The 21,175-nt window shown below is 70.2% G+C and carries 20 protein-coding genes and 2 tRNA genes; 7 read left to right on the top strand and 15 right to left on the bottom strand.

Annotated features, from left to right (window positions below; genetic code table 11):
* Positions 1-13: 13 nt before the first annotated feature.
* The 6 genes from pdxT to pgsA form a co-directional block, all read right to left on the bottom strand.
* On the bottom strand, positions 14-619 hold the full coding sequence (gene pdxT, locus ACWFRJ_RS16185; RefSeq protein WP_453530114.1) for a pyridoxal 5'-phosphate synthase glutaminase subunit PdxT: 606 nt from the start codon (positions 617-619) through the stop codon (positions 14-16).
* A gap of 12 nt (positions 620-631) precedes the next feature.
* Positions 632-1,546, bottom strand: coding sequence for a pyridoxal 5'-phosphate synthase lyase subunit PdxS (gene pdxS, locus ACWFRJ_RS16190; protein ID WP_351164842.1), 915 nt, complete (start codon positions 1,544-1,546; stop codon positions 632-634).
* Positions 1,547-1,708: 162 nt separating this feature from the next.
* Positions 1,709-2,254, bottom strand: coding sequence for a hypothetical protein (locus tag ACWFRJ_RS16195; RefSeq protein ID WP_453530117.1), 546 nt, complete (start codon positions 2,252-2,254; stop codon positions 1,709-1,711).
* Positions 2,255-2,317: 63 nt separating this feature from the next.
* Entirely contained in the window at positions 2,318-3,478 is a 1,161-nt protein-coding gene (locus tag ACWFRJ_RS16200) for a glycosyltransferase family 4 protein (protein WP_453530120.1), read from the bottom strand.
* Positions 3,475-4,413: a phosphatidylinositol mannoside acyltransferase gene (locus ACWFRJ_RS16205; protein WP_453530123.1), complete on the bottom strand. Its 939-nt coding sequence runs from the start codon at positions 4,411-4,413 to the stop codon at positions 3,475-3,477. Before ACWFRJ_RS16205 ends, ACWFRJ_RS16200 begins: the two co-directional genes overlap by 4 nt.
* Positions 4,410-5,078 (bottom strand): phosphatidylinositol phosphate synthase, encoded by a 669-nt coding sequence (gene pgsA, locus ACWFRJ_RS16210; protein WP_453530126.1) that lies wholly within the window; start codon positions 5,076-5,078, stop codon positions 4,410-4,412. The genes ACWFRJ_RS16205 and pgsA overlap by 4 nt, the downstream gene beginning before the upstream one ends.
* Before the next feature lie 259 nt (positions 5,079-5,337).
* Between pgsA and ACWFRJ_RS16215 the strand changes: the two genes are divergently transcribed.
* Together ACWFRJ_RS16215 and ACWFRJ_RS16220 are read left to right on the top strand one after the other, a co-directional pair.
* Positions 5,338-7,536 (top strand): elongation factor G-like protein EF-G2, encoded by a 2,199-nt coding sequence (locus ACWFRJ_RS16215; protein ID WP_453530129.1) that lies wholly within the window; start codon positions 5,338-5,340, stop codon positions 7,534-7,536.
* Between the two features lie 175 nt (positions 7,537-7,711).
* Positions 7,712-9,379, top strand: coding sequence for a hypothetical protein (locus ACWFRJ_RS16220; RefSeq protein ID WP_453530132.1), 1,668 nt, complete (start codon positions 7,712-7,714; stop codon positions 9,377-9,379).
* Between the two features lie 6 nt (positions 9,380-9,385).
* On the opposite strand, the gene ACWFRJ_RS16225 is transcribed toward ACWFRJ_RS16220, so the two are convergent.
* Entirely contained in the window at positions 9,386-9,949 is a 564-nt protein-coding gene (locus ACWFRJ_RS16225; RefSeq protein WP_453530135.1) for an HIT family protein, read from the bottom strand.
* Between the two features lie 67 nt (positions 9,950-10,016).
* On the opposite strand from ACWFRJ_RS16225, the gene ACWFRJ_RS16230 reads away from it, so the two are divergent.
* On the top strand, positions 10,017-10,673 hold the full coding sequence (locus ACWFRJ_RS16230; RefSeq protein ID WP_453530138.1) for a potassium channel family protein: 657 nt from the start codon (positions 10,017-10,019) through the stop codon (positions 10,671-10,673).
* A 39-nt stretch (positions 10,674-10,712) separates the two neighbouring features.
* On the opposite strand, the gene thrS is transcribed toward ACWFRJ_RS16230, so the two are convergent.
* The 3 genes from thrS to ACWFRJ_RS16245 all read right to left on the bottom strand — a co-directional run bounded on the left by thrS (position 10,713) and on the right by ACWFRJ_RS16245 (position 14,615).
* On the bottom strand, positions 10,713-12,689 hold the full coding sequence (thrS, locus tag ACWFRJ_RS16235; RefSeq protein WP_453530141.1) for a threonine--tRNA ligase: 1,977 nt from the start codon (positions 12,687-12,689) through the stop codon (positions 10,713-10,715).
* 121 nt (positions 12,690-12,810) lie between these two features.
* The gene (locus ACWFRJ_RS16240) at positions 12,811-14,052 is read right to left on the bottom strand and encodes a hypothetical protein (protein ID WP_453531153.1); all 1,242 of its coding nucleotides are present in this window, start codon (positions 14,050-14,052) and stop codon (positions 12,811-12,813) included.
* Positions 14,049-14,615, bottom strand: a complete 567-nt coding sequence (locus tag ACWFRJ_RS16245) for a DUF4365 domain-containing protein (RefSeq protein WP_453531156.1) — start codon at positions 14,613-14,615, stop codon at positions 14,049-14,051. Before ACWFRJ_RS16245 ends, ACWFRJ_RS16240 begins: the two co-directional genes overlap by 4 nt.
* A 167-nt stretch (positions 14,616-14,782) precedes the next feature.
* On the opposite strand from ACWFRJ_RS16245, the gene ACWFRJ_RS16250 reads away from it, so the two are divergent.
* Positions 14,783-15,508 carry an exonuclease domain-containing protein gene (locus ACWFRJ_RS16250; protein WP_453530144.1) on the top strand — a complete coding sequence of 242 codons (726 nt, stop codon included), beginning with the start codon at positions 14,783-14,785 and terminating at the stop codon, positions 15,506-15,508.
* Between the two features lie 77 nt (positions 15,509-15,585).
* Here ACWFRJ_RS16250 and ACWFRJ_RS16255 read toward each other — a convergent pair.
* Both ACWFRJ_RS16255 and ACWFRJ_RS16260 read right to left on the bottom strand, forming a co-directional pair.
* Positions 15,586-15,657: transfer RNA gene (locus tag ACWFRJ_RS16255), tRNA-Val, on the bottom strand.
* An 84-nt stretch (positions 15,658-15,741) separates the two neighbouring features.
* Positions 15,742-16,188: an SRPBCC family protein gene (locus tag ACWFRJ_RS16260; protein WP_453530147.1), complete on the bottom strand. Its 447-nt coding sequence runs from the start codon at positions 16,186-16,188 to the stop codon at positions 15,742-15,744.
* Positions 16,189-16,281: 93 nt separating this feature from the next.
* Here ACWFRJ_RS16260 and ACWFRJ_RS16265 point away from each other — a divergent pair, with 93 nt between their 5' ends.
* On the top strand, positions 16,282-18,759 hold the full coding sequence (locus tag ACWFRJ_RS16265) for an SCO7613 C-terminal domain-containing membrane protein (protein ID WP_453530150.1): 2,478 nt from the start codon (positions 16,282-16,284) through the stop codon (positions 18,757-18,759).
* Positions 18,760-18,877: 118 nt separating this feature from the next.
* Here ACWFRJ_RS16265 and ACWFRJ_RS16270 read toward each other — a convergent pair.
* Positions 18,878-18,949 (bottom strand) — tRNA-Val (locus tag ACWFRJ_RS16270).
* 66 nt (positions 18,950-19,015) lie between these two features.
* Positions 19,016-19,447, bottom strand: a complete 432-nt coding sequence (locus tag ACWFRJ_RS16275; protein WP_453530153.1) for a TIGR02611 family protein — start codon at positions 19,445-19,447, stop codon at positions 19,016-19,018.
* Between the two features lie 191 nt (positions 19,448-19,638).
* On the opposite strand from ACWFRJ_RS16275, the gene ACWFRJ_RS16280 reads away from it, so the two are divergent.
* Both ACWFRJ_RS16280 and ACWFRJ_RS16285 read left to right on the top strand, forming a co-directional pair.
* Positions 19,639-20,052, top strand: a complete 414-nt coding sequence (locus tag ACWFRJ_RS16280; RefSeq protein ID WP_003959770.1) for an SsgA family sporulation/cell division regulator — start codon at positions 19,639-19,641, stop codon at positions 20,050-20,052.
* Positions 20,053-20,211: 159 nt separating this feature from the next.
* The gene (locus tag ACWFRJ_RS16285) at positions 20,212-20,784 is read left to right on the top strand and encodes a CGNR zinc finger domain-containing protein (RefSeq protein ID WP_453530156.1); all 573 of its coding nucleotides are present in this window, start codon (positions 20,212-20,214) and stop codon (positions 20,782-20,784) included.
* A 28-nt stretch (positions 20,785-20,812) separates the two neighbouring features.
* Here the strand turns inward: ACWFRJ_RS16285 and ACWFRJ_RS16290 are convergent, their stop codons facing one another.
* Positions 20,813-20,983 (bottom strand): hypothetical protein, encoded by a 171-nt coding sequence (locus tag ACWFRJ_RS16290; protein ID WP_453530159.1) that lies wholly within the window; start codon positions 20,981-20,983, stop codon positions 20,813-20,815.
* Positions 20,984-21,175: the final 192 nt, after the last annotated feature.

Here is a 21,175-nt window from a genome sequence, read left to right on the forward strand (position 1 = left end):
CGCAGAGATCCTACTAGGATCCCGCCGCCGCGTGCCCCCGCACCATCCCGACGAACAGCTCGTGCACGCGATGGTCGCCCGTCAGCTCGGGGTGGAACGACGTGGCGAGCGCGTTGCCCTGACGGACGGCGACGATGTGCCCCTCGTGCTCGGCGAGCACCTCGACGCGCGCGCCGACCGACTCGACCCAGGGGGCGCGGATGAAGACGCCCTCAACAGGGTCGCCGTCGATGCCCGCGATGTCGACGGCCGCCTCGAAGGACTCGTTCTGCCGCCCGAAGGCGTTGCGGCGCACGATCATGTCGATGCCGCCGAAGGTCTCCTGCTCCGAGCGCGGATCGAGGATCTTGTCGGCGAGCATGATCATGCCGGCGCAGCTGCCGTAGACCGGCATACCGTCCCGCACGCGCGCGCGAAGGGGCTCCATCAGGCCGAAGAGGGCAGCCAGTTTGGAGATGGTGGTGGACTCGCCGCCCGGGATGACCAGGCCGTCCACGTCGGCCAGCTCTTCGGGGCGCCTGACCGGCCTGGCCACGGCGTCCGCCGAGGCCAGGGCGATCAAGTGTTCCCGTACGTCGCCCTGGAGTGCCAGGACGCCTACTACAGGCATGTCATTCATCTACGGAGTGCCTTACCAGCCACGGTTCGCGTAGCGCTCGGCCTCGGGGAGGGTGTCGCAGTTGATGCCGACCATGGCCTCGCCGAGGTTGCGGGACGCGTCCGCGATGATCTTGGGGTCGTCGTAGAAGGTGGTGGCCTTCACGATGGCGGCGGCGCGCGCGGCCGGGTCGCCCGACTTGAAGATGCCGGAGCCGACGAAGACACCCTCGGCGCCGAGCTGGCGCATCAGGGCGGCGTCGGCGGGGGTGGCGACGCCACCGGCCGAGAAGAGGACCACCGGCAGCTTGCCGAGCTCGGAGACCTCCTTGACCAGCTCGTACGGGGCGCGGAGGTCCTTGGCCGCGGCGTACAGCTCGTTGTTGTCGAAGCCGCGCAGCTTGGCGATCTCGTTCTTGATCTGGCGCAGGTGACGCACGGCCTCGACGACGTTGCCGGTACCGGCCTCGCCCTTCGAGCGGATCATGGCCGCGCCCTCGGCGATGCGGCGCAGGGCCTCGCCCAGGTTGGTGGCGCCGCACACGAACGGGGTCGTGAAGGCGAACTTGTCGCTGTGGTTGACCTCGTCGGCCGGGGTCAGGACCTCGGACTCGTCGATGTAGTCGACGCCGAGCGACTGGAGCACCTGGGCCTCGACGAAGTGGCCGATGCGGGACTTGGCCATGACCGGGATGGAGACGGCCTCGATGATCTCTTCGATCATGTTCGGGTCGGACATCCGGGCCACGCCGCCGTCCTTGCGGATGTCGGCCGGGACCCGCTCCAGGGCCATGACGGCGACGGCGCCGGCGTCCTCGGCGATCTTCGCCTGCTCGGCGTTGACCACGTCCATGATGACGCCGCCCTTGAGCTGCTCGGCCATGCCGCGCTTGACGCGCGCGGTGCCGGTCTCGGGCGACTGGTTGCTGCTGGAGAGGGTGCTGGACACGGAGTTGACCTCGCTCGCTGAAGACGGGTTCCTGCGTCTACGAGGAAACTCCCGGCGACCAGTCCACAGCAAGGGCCAATGGGTGACCGGTGGCTCATTTTTCCCCAACGTCCCTGGTCAGCGGGGACGCCGTGGCTCTGAGGGGTACTCGCCGGGGCAGCTCTACGCGGTCGCGCGGTCGACCAGCGCGACCGGCGGTTCGTCGTCCATCTCGAAGGCCATGGGGAACGGCGCGTGGCCCGCGAGGCGGAACCAGCGGACCTTGCGGTGCCTGCGCAGGGCGCGGGCCGCGCGTACGGCGTCGTTGTGGAAGCGCCTGGCCATCGGCACCCGGCGCACGGCCGCCGCCAGCTCGGTCGCCGCCTCGTCGCCGCCCGGAGCCTCGCGGATCACCTCGAGCTGCTGCGCCTCGCCGAAGATCGCGCGCAGCGCCTGGCTGAGCTCGCTCTCGGCGACCTCGCGGTGCTCCTCCTCCGCCTGCCGGGCCGCGTGCGCCGCTTCGTAGAGCACGATGGAGGCCGCCGGGTCGAGCACCCCCGAGGTGGCCAGCTCCTGGGCGACCGAGGCGCGGCGCAGCAGCTGGGCGTCGAGAGCGGCGCGGGCCGCGTCGATGCGCGCGTGCAGCCGGTCGAGCCGGCCCGCGGTCCAGCTCAGGTAGAGGCCGATCGCGAAGAGGGCCACCGCGATCCAGATCAGTGTCGAGGTCACCGGCCCGAGGCTAGTCCAGGCGGCCCGTCCGCATGACCGCCGGGCTCCCCGGACCGGCGGCGATCAGTCCCGTGCGAGCCCGAAGCGCGCCCGGAGACCCGGGCGTTCATCGGCGGCCACCGCCGCCGCTCCGTCCGTGACCGTCTCGTACACCGAGAGGATGTCGGCACCCACCGTCGACCAGTCGAAGCGGCGCACGTGCCTGCTGCCGCGCTCCCGCAGCTCCTCGCGGCGCTCGGGGTCGCCGAGGAGGCGCAGGGCCGCCGCGGCCAGCGAGTCCGCGTCCTCGTTGGTGAACAGGTCGCCCGCGGCACCCTGGTCGAGGACCTGCGCGAAGGCGTCCAGATCGCTGGCGAGTACGGGTGCGCCCGCCGACATCGCCTCGACCAGGATGATCCCGAAGCTCTCGCCCCCGGTGTTGGGAGCGACGTACACATCCACGCTGCGCAGCAGCCGCGCCTTGTCCTCGTCACTGACCATGCCGAGGAACTCCACGCGCTCGCGCATCTCGACGGGCAGCGAGGAGACAGCCTCGTGCTCGTCACCGCGTCCCGCGACGAGCAGCCGGGTGTCCGGACGCTCCGCGAGGATCTTCGGCAGCGCCTTCATAAGGACCGGAAGGCCCTTGCGCGGCTCGTCGATGCGCCCTATGAAGCCGATCGTGCCGCCCTGCCACTCCACCTTGGGCTCGACCTTCGTAAAGAAGTCGACGTCCACGCCGTTCGGGATGACGACCGCGTCGCCGCCCAGGTGCTCGACGAGCGTGCGGCGCGCGTACTCGCTGACCGCGATGCGCGCGCTGATCTTCTCCAGGGCGGGCTGCAGGATCGGATACGCGGCGACCATCGCCCGCGAGCGCGGGTTGGACGTGTGGAAAGTGGCGACGATCGGTCCCTGCGCCGTCCAGCACGCGAGAAGGCCGAGCGACGGCGCGGTCGGCTCGTGGATGTGGATGACGTCGAACGTGCCGTCGTGCAGCCATCGCCGTACCCGCGCGGCCGAGAGGAAGCCGAAGTTGAGCCGGGCCACCGAGCCGTTGTACGGCACCGGAACGGCTCGGCCCGCCGACACGACGTACGGCGGAAGGGGGGTCTCGTCGTCCGCGGGAGCCAGTACGGAGACCTGGTGTCCGAGGCGGATCAGGTGCTCCGCGAGGTCACGGATGTGGAACTGGACGCCGCCCGGCACGTCCCAGGAGTAAGGGCAGACGATGCCGATCCTCACGGCGTGGTCCCCTCGGCGAGGTGCCCGGAACCGTCGGCGGGCCCCTTCGCGGGGTCGAGATCAGCGAGCCACAAGCGCTGCAGCATGTGCCAGTCCTCCGGATGATCGGCGATACCCGTGGCGAAGGCGTCTGCCAGCGCCTGCGTCATGACAGACGTCTTCTCCGTACGGGTACCTGTCTCGGGGACATCGATGGGGGCGTGAACACGCCCTTTCATGATGGGCGTCTCGTCGTACCAGAGGGTCACGGGAAGCAACAGCGCCCCCGTCTGCTGCGCGAGGATCGCGGGCCCCGCGGGCATCCGCGCGGTGTCCCCGAAGAACTTCACCTCGACGCCGGACTCCGAGAGGTCCCGGTCGGCGACGAGGCAGACGAGGCCGCCCGCGCGAAGGCGCCGCGCCAGCGTGCCGAAGGCCGAGCCGCCCTCGTGCGGCAGGACCTCCATGCCCAGGCCCTCGCGGTAGGCGACGAAACGGTCGTACAGCGTCTCGGGCTTGAGCCGCTCGGCGACCGTCGTGAACGGCGTCTGAAGTTTCGTGGTGACCCAAGCGCCGGCGAGGTCCCAGTTGCCCAGGTGCGGAAGGGCCAGAATCACTCCCCTGTCGGAGGCGATGCCGTCCGTCAGGTAGTGCATGTCCGTGCCGTCGAAGCCTTCCTCGACGCGCTCCCGGCTCCACGACGGCAGCCGGAACGACTCCATCCAGTAGCGCAGGTAAGAACGCATGCCCGCCCTGGACAGCTCGGCGAGGCGCTGGGGGCTCGCGTCGGGCACCACGCGCGCGTAGTTGGCCTCAAGACGCAGGACACCCTTGCCGCGCCGCTTCCACACGGCGTCGGCGATGGTCCGGCCCAGGCGCACCGCCACCGGTTCGGGGAGCTTCTTGACCGAGCTCCAGGCGGCTCCGTAGAGCGCGTCGGTCAGCCGGTCCTTCACGGCGTGGCCTCACTGCCCTGTGCGGCCCCCGTGGCCGCGTCCGCCTCCGCCGACTCCCTGCGCACCGTCACGACACGCTGGACGAGGGTGACGAGGCTGCCGACGGCGACGACCCACAGGGCGATGGGCAGCAGGATGTCGATGCCGGGCACCCCGAACTTGTGCAGCCCCGCGAGGCCCGCCGCGACCAGCGCGATCACCAGACGCTCGGCGCGCTCCACCAGGCCGTTGACCGCGACGGGCAGGCCGATCGCCTCGCCGCGCGCCTTCGTGTACGAGACCACCTGGCCGCTGGCCAGGCAGAAGATGGAGACGGCGCACAGGACGTTGTTGTCTCCGGAGCCCGCGTACCAGAGCGCGAGGCCGCCGAAGATCGCGCTGTCGGCGACCCGGTCGAGCGTCGAGTCGAGGAAGGCTCCCCAACGGCTCGAGCGTCCCAGCTGCCGCGCCATGTTCCCGTCGACGAGGTCGGAGAACACGAAGAGCGTGATGACGATCGTGCCCCAGAACAGCTCTCCGCGGGGGAAGAAGACCAGCGCGCCCGCCACCACACCGGCGGTACCGATGAACGTGACCGCGTCGGGGCTCACGCCGCGACGGATGAGAAACGCGGCGAACGGTGTGAGAACACGCGTGAAGAATGCACGCGCGTACTTGTTCAGCATGGCCTTCCCGAGGGGTCGGTGAGCCGCGCGGCCCTGTTGGCCACCGGCTGGCCCATCGTAGTCACGCCCTTGACGGACCGGCTCGCCCCCTCACGATCGCGTACGACGTATGGACGCACAGTGACCCGAGTGGAAAGCTCGAAAGCACCGCGGGCGTCGCCGGAGCCGACCCGCACACGGCCCCCGCGTGTCCGCGAGCAGCCAGCATCCCCGAGGGGGCGGTGCCTCCTCACCGTGCACGTAACCGGGAGGCCAAGGCATGGGCGACAAGGCGAACGGACACCCCGGAGCCGCCGGCAGGGCTACAGCGGCCGACCACCCCGCGTCCGTACGGAATGTGGTGCTGGTCGGCCACAGCGGATCGGGCAAGACGACTCTGGTGGAGGCCCTCGCGCTGACCGCGGGGGCGGTGAACCGGGCGGGCCGTGTGGAGGACGGAACGGCCGTCTCCGACTACGACGACATAGAGCACCGCCAGCAGCGTTCGGTACAGCTGTCCCTGGTCCCCGTCGACTGGGACGGCTACAAGATCAATCTCCTGGACACCCCTGGGTACGCCGATTTCGTCGGCGAGTTACGGGCCGGTCTGCGTGCGGCGGACGCGGCCCTTTTCATCGTCTCGGCGGCGGACGGCGTGGACGGCGCGACCCGCATGGTCTGGGAGGAGTGCGCGGCCGTCGGCATGCCGCGGGCCATCGTGGTGACCCACCTGGAGGCGGCCCGCGCCGACTTCAGCCAGATGACGCGGACCTGCGCCGAGGCGTTCGGCGCCGACGACCCCGACGCCGTACTGCCGCTGTACCTGCCCCTGCACGGCGCCAAGGGCCCTGACGGGCACGCGCCGGTGACCGGCCTGGTCGGGCTGCTCTCGCAGCGGATCTTCGACTACGCGTCCGGCGAACGCAAAGAGTCAGAACCCGGCGATGACCAGCTCCCGCTCATCGAGGACGCGCGCAACAAACTGATCGAGGGGATCATCGCCGAGAGCGAGGACGAGTCCCTCATGGACCGCTATCTCGGCGGTGAGGACATCGATTTCAAGACGCTCGTGGAGGATCTGGAACGGGCCGTGGCACGCGGCACCTTCCACCCCGTCCTCGCGGCGGCGCCCGCGGCCGAAGGCGCCCGGCAGGGCATCGGCACGGTGGAGCTCCTGGAACTGATCACGGGCGGCTTCCCCACCCCTCTCGAGCACCCGGCGCCCGCCGTCACCACACCGGGCGGCCAGGCACGGCCCGCGCTGACCTGCGACCCCCGGGGGCCGCTCGTCGCCGAGGTGGTGAAGACCGCGTCCGACCCCTACGTCGGGCGTGTCTCGCTCGTACGCGTCTTCTCCGGCACCCTGCGTCCCGACGAGACCGTGCACGTCTCCGGGCACGGCCTGGCCGACCGGGGTCACGAGGACCACGACGTCGACGAGCGCATCGGCGCCCTCTCCTCCCCCTTCGGCAAGCAGCAGCGCACGCTCACCAGCTGCATCGCGGGCGATCTGGCCTGCGTCGCCAAACTGAACCGCGCCGAGACGGGCGACACCCTCTCGGCCAAGGACGACCCGCTCCTGATGGAGCCCTGGGAGATGCCCGACCCGCTCCTGCCGCTCGCCATCCAGGCACACAGCAAGGCGGACGAGGACAAGCTCTCCCAGGGGCTCTCCCGCCTGGTCGCCGAGGACCCGACGATGCGCCTCGAACAGAACCAGGACACCCACCAGGTGGTGCTGTGGTGCCTGGGCGAGGCGCACGCCGATGTCGCCCTGGAACGGCTGCGCAGCCGGTACGGCGTACAGGTCGACGTCGTGAGCCACAAGGTCTCCCTTCGGGAGACGTTCGCGGGCAAGTCGCAGGGACGCGGCCGCCATGTGAAGCAGTCCGGCGGCCACGGCCAGTACGCGATCTGCGAGATCGGGGTCGAACCGCTGCCGGGCGGCAGCGGCATCGAGTTCGTCGACAAGGTCGTGGGCGGCGCCGTGCCCCGGCAGTTCATCCCGTCCGTCGAGAAGGGCGTGCGCGCACAGGCCGCGCGGGGTGTGGCCGCCGGTTACCCCCTGATCGACGTGCGCATCACGCTGCTCGACGGCAAGGCGCATTCGGTGGACTCCTCCGACGCCGCGTTCCAGACGGCGGGCGCGCTCGCCCTGCGCGAGGCGGCGGCCGACGCGAGGATCCACCTCCTGGAGCCGGTGGCCGAGGTGCGGGTCCTGGTCGGCGACGACCACGTGGGCGCGGTGATGAGCGACTTCTCGGGGCGCCGAGGCCGGGTGATCGGAACCGAACAGGCGCCCGGCGGACGCACCCTCGTACGGGCCGAGGTGCCCGAGATCGAGATCGGGCGCTACGCCGTGGACCTGAGGTCCCTCTCCCAGGGCACCGCGCGTTTCAGCCGCTCGTACGCGCGCCACGAACCCATGCCGCCACAGCTCTCCGAGAGGATCCGTGAACAGGCCCAGGACGTTTCCTAGTTGAGGAATTTTGGGGGACGACCCACCGGATGCCGCCAGTTGCGCCCAGCGCGCGCGGACGGCATCCGGATGTCCCCTGCCGGATGTCGGTGCGCACAGATACGCTGATGACCTGATCAACAGGTGTGCCAGGCAGGGAAGTCGGGAAGAGCCGCAGCAGCGAAGTATTGCGGCGATGGGGGCGGCAGTGGCGGACGACGTATTCGACTTCAGGCCCGGGGCCCAGGTCCCGCTGTCCGGGGCCGCGGGACAGACGGCGGCGACCCACGCCCTGGCGTCGGCCGCCTACCGCGACGACAAGGCCGCGAAGATCCTCGACGCCAACAACGAATGGCACAAATCCGAGGTGAAGGACGGCCTCTTCAAGCTCTTCGCGCCGAATCTGGGCGAGGCGTTCTCGCGGGCCGTTCAGATGCGGATGCTCGGCGGCGCCCGAAAGCCGCTGATCCAGTCCTTCGGCATGGAACCGCAGTCGATCGTCGAGCACTGCCTCGCGGCGAGCAACATCCGCAAGCAGCGCGACCGCTGGCTCACCGTCGTGATGGTGCTGTGCGGGCTGCTCTTCCTGCCCGGACTCCTCGTCTGGCTGCTGCTCTTCAGCATCAAGCAAGCGGTCGTCAAGCGGGACAACAAGCGGGCGAGCGCCATCGCCACGGCCGCCCTGGTGGCCGTGGGCGTCCTCGCCGTGATCTTTCTCATCAAGCTGCCGATCCACGGCATCCTCGGCTGGTACATACGCGCGGCGATCGTCATCCCCGTGGTGGGCTGGTTCTGGGCCAAGCTGATCGCCGAGCGCACCGCCAGAGGCCTGCGCGAGCGCTGGTCGAGCCTGCTCTCAGGCGGTGGCATCGGCGCCAAGATCCCCGAGGCGGTGCCCGGCAGCCCGGGCGAGACGGCCGCCGAGCAGCTCCGCCAGGGCCTGGCCCGCCTCTCGGCCGAGCAGCAGAGCAACTCGGTCTTCTACGCGGGCCCCAAGGGAATACTGGGCATGGGCACGCGCTGGGGAAGCTGGCAGCTCGCCGAGGAGCTGGTCTCCGTCAAGGAAGGCACGGACATCCACCCGTTCCGCAGCTGGGACATCATCCGGGCGGTGCACGACCAACTGCGCCTGCTCGAACGCGGCCCCCTGCACTCGGGCGGCTTCCCGACCCCGTCGATAAAGCACTGGATCGTCTCCCCCATCGGGGAGAACGCGAAGGCGGTGTCGCGCCCCAGCGGCACGGAGGTCGACGCCTTCCAGGTGCGGGGCCACGAGATACAGCGGATCTGCAACGAGCAGCAGTTCGGCGGCGGCGACCGGCACTATCTGGGCTGCCAGTTCACGCTCTGGGACGGTCAGCTGGTCATCACGATGCTGATCACGGTGACCGTCCTGCACGAGACCCTGCGCATCGAGGTCACAGGGCACGCCCTCGGCCCGGTCCACTCCCTGTTCACCAGCAAGCCCGACCCCAAGGTCAAGAAGGTCGCCAAGCCCATCAAGTTCTGGGAGACCACGGACCGCAAGCTGCCGCTCGTCAACGCGGACGAGGTCGTACGCCTCGCGCTCCGCGCCCCCTTCACCTGGTACCCGCCGGTCCTTGACCACCTCGGCGGCAAGCTGGTCCTGCCCGAGCCCTTCGGCCTGCGGCACGCATGGGCCGACAAGCCGTGGCGGCACCGCTTCATGGCCGACGACGCGCTGCGCGCGGCCACACCGGTGCTCCGCGTGGTGCACTCGGCGGCCATCAAGGTCCTCGAGGAGAACGGCGTGGACACCCAGAAGTTCGGCAACCGCTCCGGCCTCCTCAGCGGCATGATCCAGGACCCGATGCCGAGGAAGGCGGACGTGTACGACGCGTGAGTCGCCCTAGCGGGCGGCGGGCCAGGCGTCGGCCAGCATCTTGCGGGTGTCCGCGAGCAGCTGCGGAAGGATCTTCGTGTGCCCGACGACCGGCATGAAGTTCGTGTCCCCGCCCCAGCGCGGCACGATGTGCTGGTGCAGATGCGCGGCGATGCCGGCGCCCGCCACCGTGCCCTGGTTCATGCCGATGTTGAAGCCGTGCGCACCGGACGCGGCCCGCAGCGCCGTCATGGCCTGCTTGGTGAGCTCACCGAGCTCGGCCGTCTCCGGGGTGGTCAGCTCCGTGTAGTCGGCGACGTGGCGGTAGGGCACGACCATCAAGTGGCCGCCGTTGTACGGGTAGAGGTTGAGCACCGCGTACACCTGCTCGCCACGGGCGATGACCAGGCCGTCCTCGTCGGATTTGGCCGGGATGGAGCAGAAGGGACAGCCGTCGTCGGCGCCCGGACCGCTCGGCTTGTTCTCGCCCTGGATGTACGCCATCCGGTGGGGCGTCCACAGGCGCTGGAACGCGTCTTGCGTCCCCACTCCGATCTGCTGCTCCGGCTCACTCGTCATGCAGTGAAGCATATGACTTAGCCCGATCGAAGCGTGTCGGCGGGGCGCCCGCAGGGCGCAGCACCGCGAAGCTGGGTCGATGACCGATGACACCCGTCAGGCACGCTGGGAGAAACGCGCGGAGGCGCTCCTCGCGGTGGCCTCGCTCCTCTACCTGACCTCGTACGCGGTACTGGTCCTGGCCTCGGGCCTGCCCGGGGTGTGGCGCGGCGTCTTCCTCACGGTGCTCTTCGCGGCCTGGGCCGCGTTCGCCGTGGACTACGCGGTGCGGTGGCGGCTGAGCGGCCAGGGCCTCGGCTTCGTACGCACCCACTGGCTGGACGCCCTCGTCCTCGTCCTGCCCCTGCTTCGGCCGCTGCGCGTCGTGCACATCTACGAGACCGTCCAGCACAGGCACGGACGGCCGCGTCTCCCGCTGCACGCGCGCGTGGTGGCGTACTCCGGTCTTTCGGCGCTGCTTCTCGGCTTCGCCGCCTCCCTTGCCGTCTACCAGTACGAGCACGCGGCGCAGGGCGCGACGATCCGTACCTTCGGGGACTCCGTGTGGTGGGCGTCGGCCACGCTCGCGACCGTGGGCTACGGCGACGTGACACCCGTGACGCCGCCGGGGCGTGTGGTCGCGGTGGGCCTGATGTTCTGCGGCCTTGCGCTGCTCGGCGCGGTGACGGGGGCGTTCTCGTCGTGGCTGCTCCAGGTGTTCGCGCGGGAGGACGACGAGAGGCCCCCGGGACGCTGAGCGTCCCGGGGGCCTCTTTCCCGCCTGGGCGGGGACGGATCACACCTGCTCGCGGCTCTCCACCACGTCGAGGAGCTTGGCGAGCGCCTGCTCGCGCGGAATGCCGTTCTCCTGCGAGCCGTCGCGGTAGCGGAAGGAGATCGTGCCCGCGTTCATGTCGTCATCACCGACGATGATCATGAAGGGGACCTTCAGCTTCTGCTGCGTCCTGATCTTCTTCTGCATGCGGTCCGACGAGGCGTCGACCTCGACCCGCAGGCCCTTCTTCTTGGCGTCGGCCGCGAACTCCTGGAGGTAGGGGATGTGCGCGTCCCCGACCGGGATGCCCACCGCCTGCACCGGGGCGAGCCACGGCGGCATCGCGCCCGCGTAGTGCTCCAGAAGCACCGCGAAGAACCGCTCGATCGACCCGAAGAGCGCGCGGTGGATCATCACCGGCCGCTGCTTGGTGCCGTCCGGCGAGGTGTACTCCAGGTTGAAGCGCTCCGGCAGGTTGAAGTCGAGCTGCACGGTCGACATCTGCCAGGTGCGGCCGATGGCGTCCTTGCACTGCACGGAGATCTTCGGGCCGTAGAAGGCGGCGCCGCCCGGGTCGGGGACCAGCGGAAGGCCCTGCTTCTCGGCGACCTTGCGCAGGGTCTCGGTGGCCTCTTCCCAGGCTTCGTCCGAGCCGACGAACTTCTCCGGGTCCTTGGTGGACAGCTCGAGGTAGAAGTCGGTCAGGCCGTAGTCGCGCAGCAGGTTCAGGACGAAGGTGAGCGTCGTGTCGAGCTCGTCCGCCATCTGCTCCTTGGTGCAGTAGATGTGCGCGTCGTCCTGGGTGAAGCCGCGGGCACGGGTCAGACCGTGCACGACGCCGGACTTCTCGTACCGGTACACGGTGCCGAACTCGAAGAGGCGCAACGGCAGTTCACGGTAGGAACGCCCGCGTGCGTCGAAGATCAGGTTGTGCATCGGGCAGTTCATGGGCTTGAGGTAGTAGTCCACGCCCTCGTCGAGCTGCATGGGCGGGTACATGCCGTCGGCGTACCAGTCCAGGTGGCCCGAGGTCTCGAAGAGCTTCCCCTTGGTGGCGTGCGGGGTGTAGACGAACTCGTACCCCTCCTCCTCGTGGCGGCGCCGCGAGTAGTCCTCCATGACCCGGCGGATGATGCCGCCCTTGGGGTGGAAGACCGCGAGGCCCGAGCCGATCTGCTCCGGGATGGAGAAGAGGTCCAGCTCGCTGCCGAGCTTGCGGTGGTCGCGCTTCTCGGCCTCGGCGAGGAACTCCAGGTGGGCCTTGAGCTCGTCCTTGGTGGGCCAGGCGGTGCCGTAGATGCGCTGGAGCATCGGGTTCTTCTCGCTGCCGCGCCAGTAGGCGGCGGCGTTGCGCATGAGCTTGAACGCGGGGATGTTGCGGGTGGTGGGCAGGTGGGGACCGCGGCAGAGGTCCTTCCAGCACAGGTCGCCCGACTTCGGGTCGAGGTTGTCGTAGATGGTCAGCTCGCCGCCGCCCACCTCGACGTCCGCACCGTCGTCGGTGGATGCGGAGCCCTTGATGCCGATGAGCTCCAGCTTGTACGGCTCGTCGGCGAGCTCCTCGCGGGCGGCCTCATCGGTGACGACGCGGCGCGAGAAGCGCTGGCCGCGCTTCTGGATCTCCTGCATCTTCTTCTCGACGGCCTTGAGGTCCTCGGGAGTGAAGGGCTTCTCGACGTCGAAGTCGTAGTAGAAGCCGTCCTTGACCGGCGGGCCGATGCCCAGCTTGGCGTCCGGGAAGAGCTCCTGCACGGCCTGCGCCATCACGTGCGCGGTGGAGTGGCGCAGGATGTTGAGGCCGTCCTCGGAGGAGATCTCGACCGGCTCGATCTCCTCGCCGTCCTGTACGGCGTACGCGAGGTCCTTCAGTTCGCCGGCCACGCGGGCGGCGACGATGGTGCGCTCACCGGGGAAGAGTTCGGCGGCCGTAGTGCCCGTCGTCACCACGCGCTCTTCCCGCTCGGAATCGCGTTGGATGATCACACGGACGTCTGACACCGGTCTTCTCCTACCTGAAGGGGGTCGCGGCAGATCTGCTCCTGCGCGCGATACGAATCGTACCGAGCCGGGGGCGCCCATCGCGAAACGGTTATCCCCCGGGCATCGGCCGTGCCCCGCCTCAGTCCCCGCCGCACGCCTCTTCGAAGAAGTCGAGATGCTCCTGGAGCGACTTCATCAAACGGTCCTTCTCCGCCTCGTCCACCTGCACAGGCACCACTCCCGACGCCCCGGTGAGCCGCCGGAAGCCGCCCCGGCTCTCCAGGCGTCCGTGCACCCGGATCGGCAGCCCCACCAGGTGGGCATGGCCCGCGATGCGATACGACTCCTCGTCGAGGGTCATGCGTACGTGGGGGACGTCCACGCCGGCGAGCACCCGGACCCGCACCGTGCCCTCGCCCCGCGGCCCCGAACGCCGCATCCGCACCACGGCCCCCGTGATCCGCACCGGCATCGCGGGCTCGTCCCGCAGATAGCGGGCGCCCGCCTCCCGGAGCACCGGCAGGTCACCGGGCGAGAACTCGACGGGCTCGGCGTCCACGGCGCACCCGTCGGGCACCCCGGCGGCGGGCGCCCACTCCACGGCGACCCGCGCCCCTTCCGTGCCCCGCACCAGGGCCACCACGGCCTCCGTCAGCTCATGGCTGACGCCCGCCTCGACGGCGCCGTCGAAGGCGTCCATGCCGCCGGTGGCGCGCTGGTAGTCGACGGCCTCGCGGACCGCGTACAGCGCCTGGTGCAGCCGCACCGCGAGGAGACGTCCGGTCAGGACGGGCACGAACGCGGTGAGCTGCCGCCCGCCGGGAGCGGGCCCCACCAGGACGTTCTCCAGGGACGCGGCGGCGGGCCCGCGGTGCCGCGCCCCGTAGTACCCGGCACGGCCGCGCGCCGCGAGGGCGCCCGCGAGCAGCATCTGGCGCGCCGCCGCCCGCAGTTGCTCCTCCGCCGGCCACGTCGCGGCGCCCGCGGGCCCCGCCGGGACATCGCGCCACCAGCGGATCTCGTCGCTGGGCACGGTGAGCCCGACGAGGACGTCACGCGCGGACGGTGACGCGCTGCGCGACAGGGCGGTGAGCGCCTCGCCGAGCAGGTCGTCGCAGTCGGGGAAGGCTCTGCTCTCCGGCACGAGCAGACTCGTGCCGGAGGCGCCGGGTCCCGGCGGGCTCCAGCGGGCGTAGCGTCCTGCCGCTCCCCCGCGCCGGTTCCAGCCGTGCCTCTCGAGCAGCGCGCCGAGCACGGCGGGGTCGACCTGCGAAGGGTCGGGAGGACCCAGGGAGCTCCGGGGATCGGGCCAGGCGCCCGCGGCTTCCACGGGGTGCGGGCGAGCGGGGCGTAGCGGCTCTTCGATCGGGCGGTGCATCAGGGTCTCCCTCCCGTCCCGACCCGCGTCATGATCTCGCAGAGGGCCTTGTCGTCGAAGATCCGCGAGGTCGGGACGCGCACGGTGGTCCTGCGCCGGCCGGTCACCTGGTGTCCGGCGAGGTTGGTCCAGTAGCAGCAGTGCCGCAGGTCGAGCCGGTCGTGACTCGCGCGCAGCCAGTCGTCCTGCGACCGGGGCACGAGCATCACGACCAGGATCTTGTGCACCGCGACCGGGGTGCGGGCGAGCTTCTCCAGGTGCGGGTTGTCGAGCGTGAAGGAGAAGGTGGCGCCCGGTGGGTGCGGCGGTATTTGGTACGTGCACTTGAGCTGCACCTTGATGGTGACTTCGTCGTCGACCGTGTGCCCGGGGGCGCTGTGGCTGACGTGCCAGTCGATTCCGTTGTCCGGGAAGGGCTGCGAGAGGGAGCACCCCGCCGCGGCGGCGACGGCGTGCAGATAACCGACCTGAAGGGTCTCCATACAGGCGGTGGTGGCGAGTGTGCCGCGCGGCGGTGCGATCCGCTCGGGCAGCAGCCCACCCTGTTCGGGCTGCGCGAGCGCCATGTTCAACGTGCCTTCCGAACCAGTGAATCCCCGCTTCGGGCCGGTCAACTTCCAAACCCTGTACCTCTGTTGTCTCCGGGCCGCGTACAGCGCAAACGGCCCGGGTATCACCAGCGTGGGCAGGGAGGAAAGCCATCTGCCGGACATGAACGAGGAGTTGCGTCACTATGACGTGCTGGTACGAGGGGCCCTTGGCCGCATTCGACACCGAGACCACGGGCGTCGACGTCGAGACCGACCGCATTGTGTCGGCCGCCGTCGTCGTCCAGCAAGGCGTGGGCACTCGCCCGCGCATCACCCGCTGGCTGGTGAACCCGGGCGTTCCGGTGCCCGAGGGTGCCACCGCGATACACGGCCTGACGGAGGAACACCTGCAGCACAACGGCCGGTGGCCCGCGCCGGTGATGGAGGAGATAGCGAGGGAACTCGCGGAACAGGGCGCGGCGGGCCGCCCCATCGTCGTCATGAACGCCCCCTTCGATCTGACGATGCTCGACCGGGAGTTGCGCAGGCACCGGGCGTCGTCGCTCGACCATTACATGGCGGGCTCGCCGCTGTGCGTCCTGGATCCGCGGGTCCTCGACAAGCAGCTCGACCGGTATCGCAAGGGCCGTCGCACGCTGACGGATCTGTGCGCGCACTACGCGGTGGAGCTTGACGAGGCGCACGACGCGGCGGCCGACGCGCAGGCCGCGCTGGATGTCGTACGCGCCGTGGGGCAGCGTTTCGCCTCGCGGCTCGAACGGCTCTCGCCTGCCGAGCTGCACGCGCTGCAGGCGGTGTGGCACGCGGCGCAGGCGCGCGGTCTGCAGGCCTGGTTCGCGCGCAGCGGTACGCCGGAGACGGTGGATCCCGCATGGCCGCTGCGCCCCGAAATGCCGGCGGCCGCCTGAGGGTTGCTACCTGTGAGGGTTGCTCCCTGCGGGCATGAAAAAACCGGTCCGTCGGTGACGGACCGGCATTCTCCGGGTGGGCGATACTGGGTTCGAACCAGTGACCTCTTCGGTGTGAACGAAGCGCTCTCCCACTGAGCTAATCGCCCGGGAACGGACTGAACAATACAGGTCTTCGCGGGTTTCCTTCAAACCGCTCCGAAACCGGCTCCGAACCGCTTCCGCGAGAGCCGTCAGCCTCGCCTGAGGTGCGCCTTCAGGCCACGCTCGCCCGCGCGCATCATCACCGCGTGGTTGAGGAGGAAGACGGGTCTCCCGGGAACGGCAAGGCGTCGCATCAGCGGTTTGCGCACCACTACTTCCTGGTCGTAGACCGCACGCGTCCCGCCGGGCACCGTCGTGACGGTCCAGCGCGCCCAGCCTTCCAGATCTCCGGTCATCGCGATCTCCAGGATCCCTGCCGCCGGGTCGCGGCGCCGTTCCTCGCCGGTGACGAGCAGGTCGTACGGCAGGAAGGAGCGGAAGCGCGCGGTGCCGGTGTGCTCGTCCACGGGCGCCACCTCGCGCACCTGCGGCCACCACGCCGGATAGTTCTCGGCGCGTTCGAGGACGGCGTACACGTCGGCGGTCGGCGCGGGTACGTTCCAGACGCTGCGGAAGCGGTAGTGGCTCCAGTCCATGGAACGAGTCTGCCGGTAGGGCGCCCGATCTGAGTACGTAGTGAGTATCCGAACCGATGCCCGCCGAAGTGTCCTGGGCCACACTCCACCGACATGACGAACATTCCGCCTCCGGCCGAGGAGCTCCGCGTCCTCGATCTGGAGCTGCGTCGACTCGACGCGCGCAGGACGCAGTTGCTGCAGCGCCGCGCCTGGCTGCTCGGCGCCCTTCAGGTGGCGGCCGGGCCCGCTCCCGCTCCTCCGCGGCCGGTCCGCGCCCCCGAGGCCACTGCGCCGAACGTGCAGAACGTGCTGCTCACGCTGGGCGGCATCCTGCTGACGATCGCGGCGATCGCCTTCACCCTGGTGAGCTGGGGGCACCTGGGCATCGGCGGGCGCAGCGCCGTCCTCGCGGCCGTGACGCTGACGGCGCTGGGCGTGCCCGCGGTGCTGCTGCGCCGGAAGCTGCGTTCGACGGCGGAGACGGTGGGCGCGCTCGGCCTCGCCCTGACCGTCCTTGACGCGTACGCCGTCCATGCCGTCGCCCTGCCTCAGGCCGACGGCATCGGCTATACGGCGGCGGCGTCCGCCGTGCTCGCCGCGCTGTGGGTGGCGTACGGCCTGGCGTTCCGCGAACTGCGGCTGCCTCTGCCACTGGCCGTGGCGACCGCGCAGCTCCCCTTGGTTCTCTGGGCGCGAGCCACGGACGCGGGCGACCACGCGACGGTGGCGGCCCTCCTGGTGACGGCGGCGTTCGATGTCGCCGTCGCGCTGCGGGTCGGCGACGCGGGCGTACGGGTCATCGCGACCGTCGGCGCCTGCGCCGCGGGCCTGTGGGGTGCGGTGGGCGCCGGCTACTTGTCCTGGGCGGCCGCGGATCTGCCCGACGCGGCGCGGGCTGGCGGGCTCCTGATCCTTGCGGCGGCGATCGCACTGGTGGCGGCATGGCTGATCACGCAGCCTCCGCACGCGACGGGTGCGGCGTTCGCGGGCGGCCTGCTGGTGGCGGCCGGGATCGGTGGCGTGCTGCGCGAGACACTGCCTGCCGCGTGGACGGTGCCCGCCTATCTGGCGTGCGCCATCGCACTCCTGACGGTCGTACGCACCGCCTTGCCGCGCCCCGTCCTGCGCGGGATCGCCGGGTCGGCACTTCTGGTACAAGCGCTCGCGGCACTGTGGACGCTGCCCGCGCTCGTCTCCGCCCTTGCCGGTTCGGTGAGTTGGGCCGGGAAGGTGTGGTCGGGCGCTCCGCACGGCATGGGCGACGCAACCGCTGTGCCCGGCCTACCCGTGGAGCACCCCGCCATGGCCTCGCTGGTGCTCACGGTCATCGCCGGGGTCCTGGTCGCGGCGCCCCGGCTTCTGCCGACGGCCACTGGGTGGCAACTGGGCGACCTGACACACAGCCAGGCAGCCCCCGCCCCGACCACACCGCCGCCCACCGCACCGCACTTCACCAACCCCGACATCCCCCGCTCCGGCGCCCTGGCCCTCACCTGGGCCGCTCTCCTCATCCTTCCGTCCGCGCTCCAACTCCCCTATGCGGCCGGGCTGGCGGCGTACATCACGCTCACCGCCGCCCTGCTCGCCATCGCGTCGCGCGCAGGGTCGAAGGCGATCGCCCTCACCGCCCTGAGCCTGGCGGTTGCCTCCTCGGTGAGTGTCGCGTTCCTGGCGCTGGCCACCACTCAGGCGACGCTCGGCACCCTCAGCGCTCTGACGGCACTGTCGCTGGCGGCTGCCGTGCTCGCCGCCGGCCGGCCGGAGGCCACTGCGGGCGTGGCGGCCACCGCCGCCTGCGCCACGATCGCGTACGCCACCGCGCTCGCCTGCGCCTCAGGGGTCGCCCTGGACCTCCGTGTGGACCACACGGGGCTTCTGATGCTCGTCGTCCCGGCGCTCAGCGCCCTCGTCGCGGCCCGGCTCGGTCGGCATCCGCTGATCATCCAGCCGGTCGAGATCGCCGGGGCGCTCGCGGGTGGACTCGCGCTCGCCCTCACCGGGGAGCATGCGACGACCCTCGCCCTGGCCCTCGCGCTCTGTGGTGTCATCGCCGCGGGCACCGCGCTCCGCACGGACCGCCGCCCTGTCGGGTACGCGGCCGGGGCGCTGTTCCTCCTGGCGACCTGGGTACGCCTGGCCGCCTGGGACGTGGACATTCCGGAGGCCTACACCTTGCCGGTCACCGTCCCGGCGCTCCTGATCGGCGCGCTACGGCTCCGCCGCGTACCGGACACGTCCTCCTGGACGGCCTACGGACCGGGCCTCGCGGCGACGCTCCTGCCGAGCCTCATCGCCGCCTGGGGCGACTTGTACTGGCAGCGTCCGCTGCTGCTCGGCGCGGCGGCCCTGCTGATCACTCTGGTGGGTGCCCGGCATCGGCTGCAGGCTCCGCTTGTGCTCGGCGGCACGGTCCTCACTCTGGTCGCGCTGCACGAACTCGCGCCCTACATCGTCCAAGTGGTGGACGCCCTGCCGCGCTGGCTGCCGCCCGCGCTCGCCGGACTCCTGCTTCTCGCCATCGGCGCCACGTACGAACAGCGTATGCGCGACGCACGCCGGGTTCGAGACGTTCTCGGCAGAATGCACTGACGCCGCTTTTCCCTTACCGAAGCCGACGGGGCATCAATTTCCTTGCGGCGTAAGGGAAAACAAGCCAATACACGACTGCGGCCCGGAGGCTGAAAGCCTCCGGGCCGCAGTTCCGGGGTGGGCGATACTGGGTTCGAACCAGTGACCTCTTCGGTGTGAACGAAGCGCTCTCCCACTGAGCTAATCGCCCCGGGCGCACGGAGAACATTACCGCATGTCAGCGGGTGCCCCCGACCGCCGTGGAGTCACCCGGAGGTCACTCCTTGATCTTCCATGGCATCTCGAAGCCGAACTTCCAGACATAGATCCCGACGAGCACGGCGATGATCACCAGACCGACGGTCGTCAGGATGATGTTCCGGCGGCGCACCTTGGGGTCGAGCGCACGCTGCGCCGCCTCGGTGACCTTCCGCTTCGTCCAGCGAAGGACCAGCTGAGCCCAGACGAACTCGGTCGCCCAGATCGCCATTCCACCGAAGATCACGAGCCAGCCCGGTCCGGGCAGCGGCAGCATGATGATGCCCGCGACCACCACGGCCAGGCCGACGATGAACACACCGACCTGCCAGCTGAGGTGCAGCGCCCTGCGGGCCTGGACGTACTCCGGCGCACGCGATCCGAGCGGCTGTTCTTCCTTCGTGCCGGTGATTGTTTCGGCAACTCCCGGCTCGTCACTCCCCGTATTCATACGGCCAAACCCTACCGGACGGAAACCCGTCACTGGAATGGCTGTACGCACCGAACAAACAACCCGCCGAACGAGCTACCTAAAGACACCCAAAACCCTCAGAGGGGTTTACAACGGCACCGTAGGTGGCATGTCGATTTCGCCGACGTGCGAATCCCCGAGCGCACACTGAGCGAAAGGCCCTGGCGCTTATGAACACCACGGTCAGCTGCGAGCTGCACCTGCGCCTCGTTGTGTCGAGCGAGTCCTCACTGCCTGTCCCCGCAGGACTGCGGTATGACACGGCCGATCCCTACGCCGTGCACGCCACCTTCCACACCGGAGCCGAGGAAACAGTCGAATGGGTGTTCGCCCGCGACCTCCTCGCCGAGGGCCTGCACCGGCCCACCGGTACCGGCGACGTCCGAGTCTGGCCGTCCCGGAGCCACGGTCAGGGCGTTGTCTGCATCGCCCTGAGCTCTCCTGAAGGTGAGGCTCTGCTCGAGGCCCCGGCGCGGGCTCTTGAATCGTTCCTGAAGCGAACCGATGCGGCCGTGCCTCCCGGCACGGAACACCGCCACTTCGATCTGGATACGGAGCTCTCGCACATCCTGGCCGAAAGCTAGCCAAGGCCGCGCGAGAGCGCCCGGCGCCGTCCGACTCGGGGCGACGGCGCCGGTGTGCCGTGTCGTGAAGCCGCTAGCATCGGCCTGCATCGGCGGGGACCCTTCCAAGCTCTCAATGAGCCGGGGAGACCCCACTACCCCCAGGCCAGGGAGCAAATCGTGCTGATCACCCACGACACCCGGTGCGCACTCGACGCGGTGGTCGATCTGGTGAACACCGCACCGGACACCGAGGACGCCGCGAACGCGGAGACGGACGGTCTCGCGGACGTGACAGCCCTCACCGAATTCGTACGAAGCCACGACATAAGTGACGTAGGCGTGCTCTCGGAGCGTGACCTCGCGGGCGTCCGGCACATCCGCAGCCGCTTCCACGAAGTCTTCGCGGCGCCGGAGCCACAGGCCGCGGCGACGGTGATCAACGAACTGGTCGCGGAGGCGGGCACCACCCCCCGGCTCACCGACCACGACGGCTACGACTGGCACGTGCACTACTTCGCGCCCGGGGCCTCCATCGCCGACCACCTCGCGGCGGACTGCGGGATGGCGCTCGCGTTCTTCGTGGTCGCCGGTGAGCAGGAGCGGCTGCGGCGCTGCGAGGCGCCGGACTGCCGGCACGCCTTCGTCGACCTCTCCCGCAACCGCTCGCGCCGCTACTGCGACAGCCGCACCTGCGGAAACCGGCTGCACGTCGCCGCCTACCGGGCCCGGCGCAAGGAAGCGGCGGGCTGAGCCCGCGAGCCCGTAGCCGCAGCGGCCCCTAGGGCCCGAGCAGATCGTGCAACGACCCCATCAGGATCAGGACACCGATCACCGCCAGGAAGATCATCAGGGGTGGCTGGGAGAGCGCGAACAGACAACCCTTGGGCTCTTCTGTCGCGGCTCGCTCATCGTTCGGCGGGGCGGCATCGCCCTGTGCGGTGTCCTGCATCTCGCCGCGATGATGACGCAGTCCCGGGGGTGCCGCTTACCAACACGTCAGGAAAGCGCGGGAGTTCGCCGCATTCCGCGACCTGCACAAGTCCGAATACCGCATGTCCCGTTCATGGCTCGTCAGCGACGCACCTCGTCGCACTCGGCGCCACCACCGTCCACACGAACGAGGGACTCTCACGCCCGTCGG

The sequence above is a fragment of the Streptomyces sp. NPDC055239 genome (assembly GCF_053606205.1).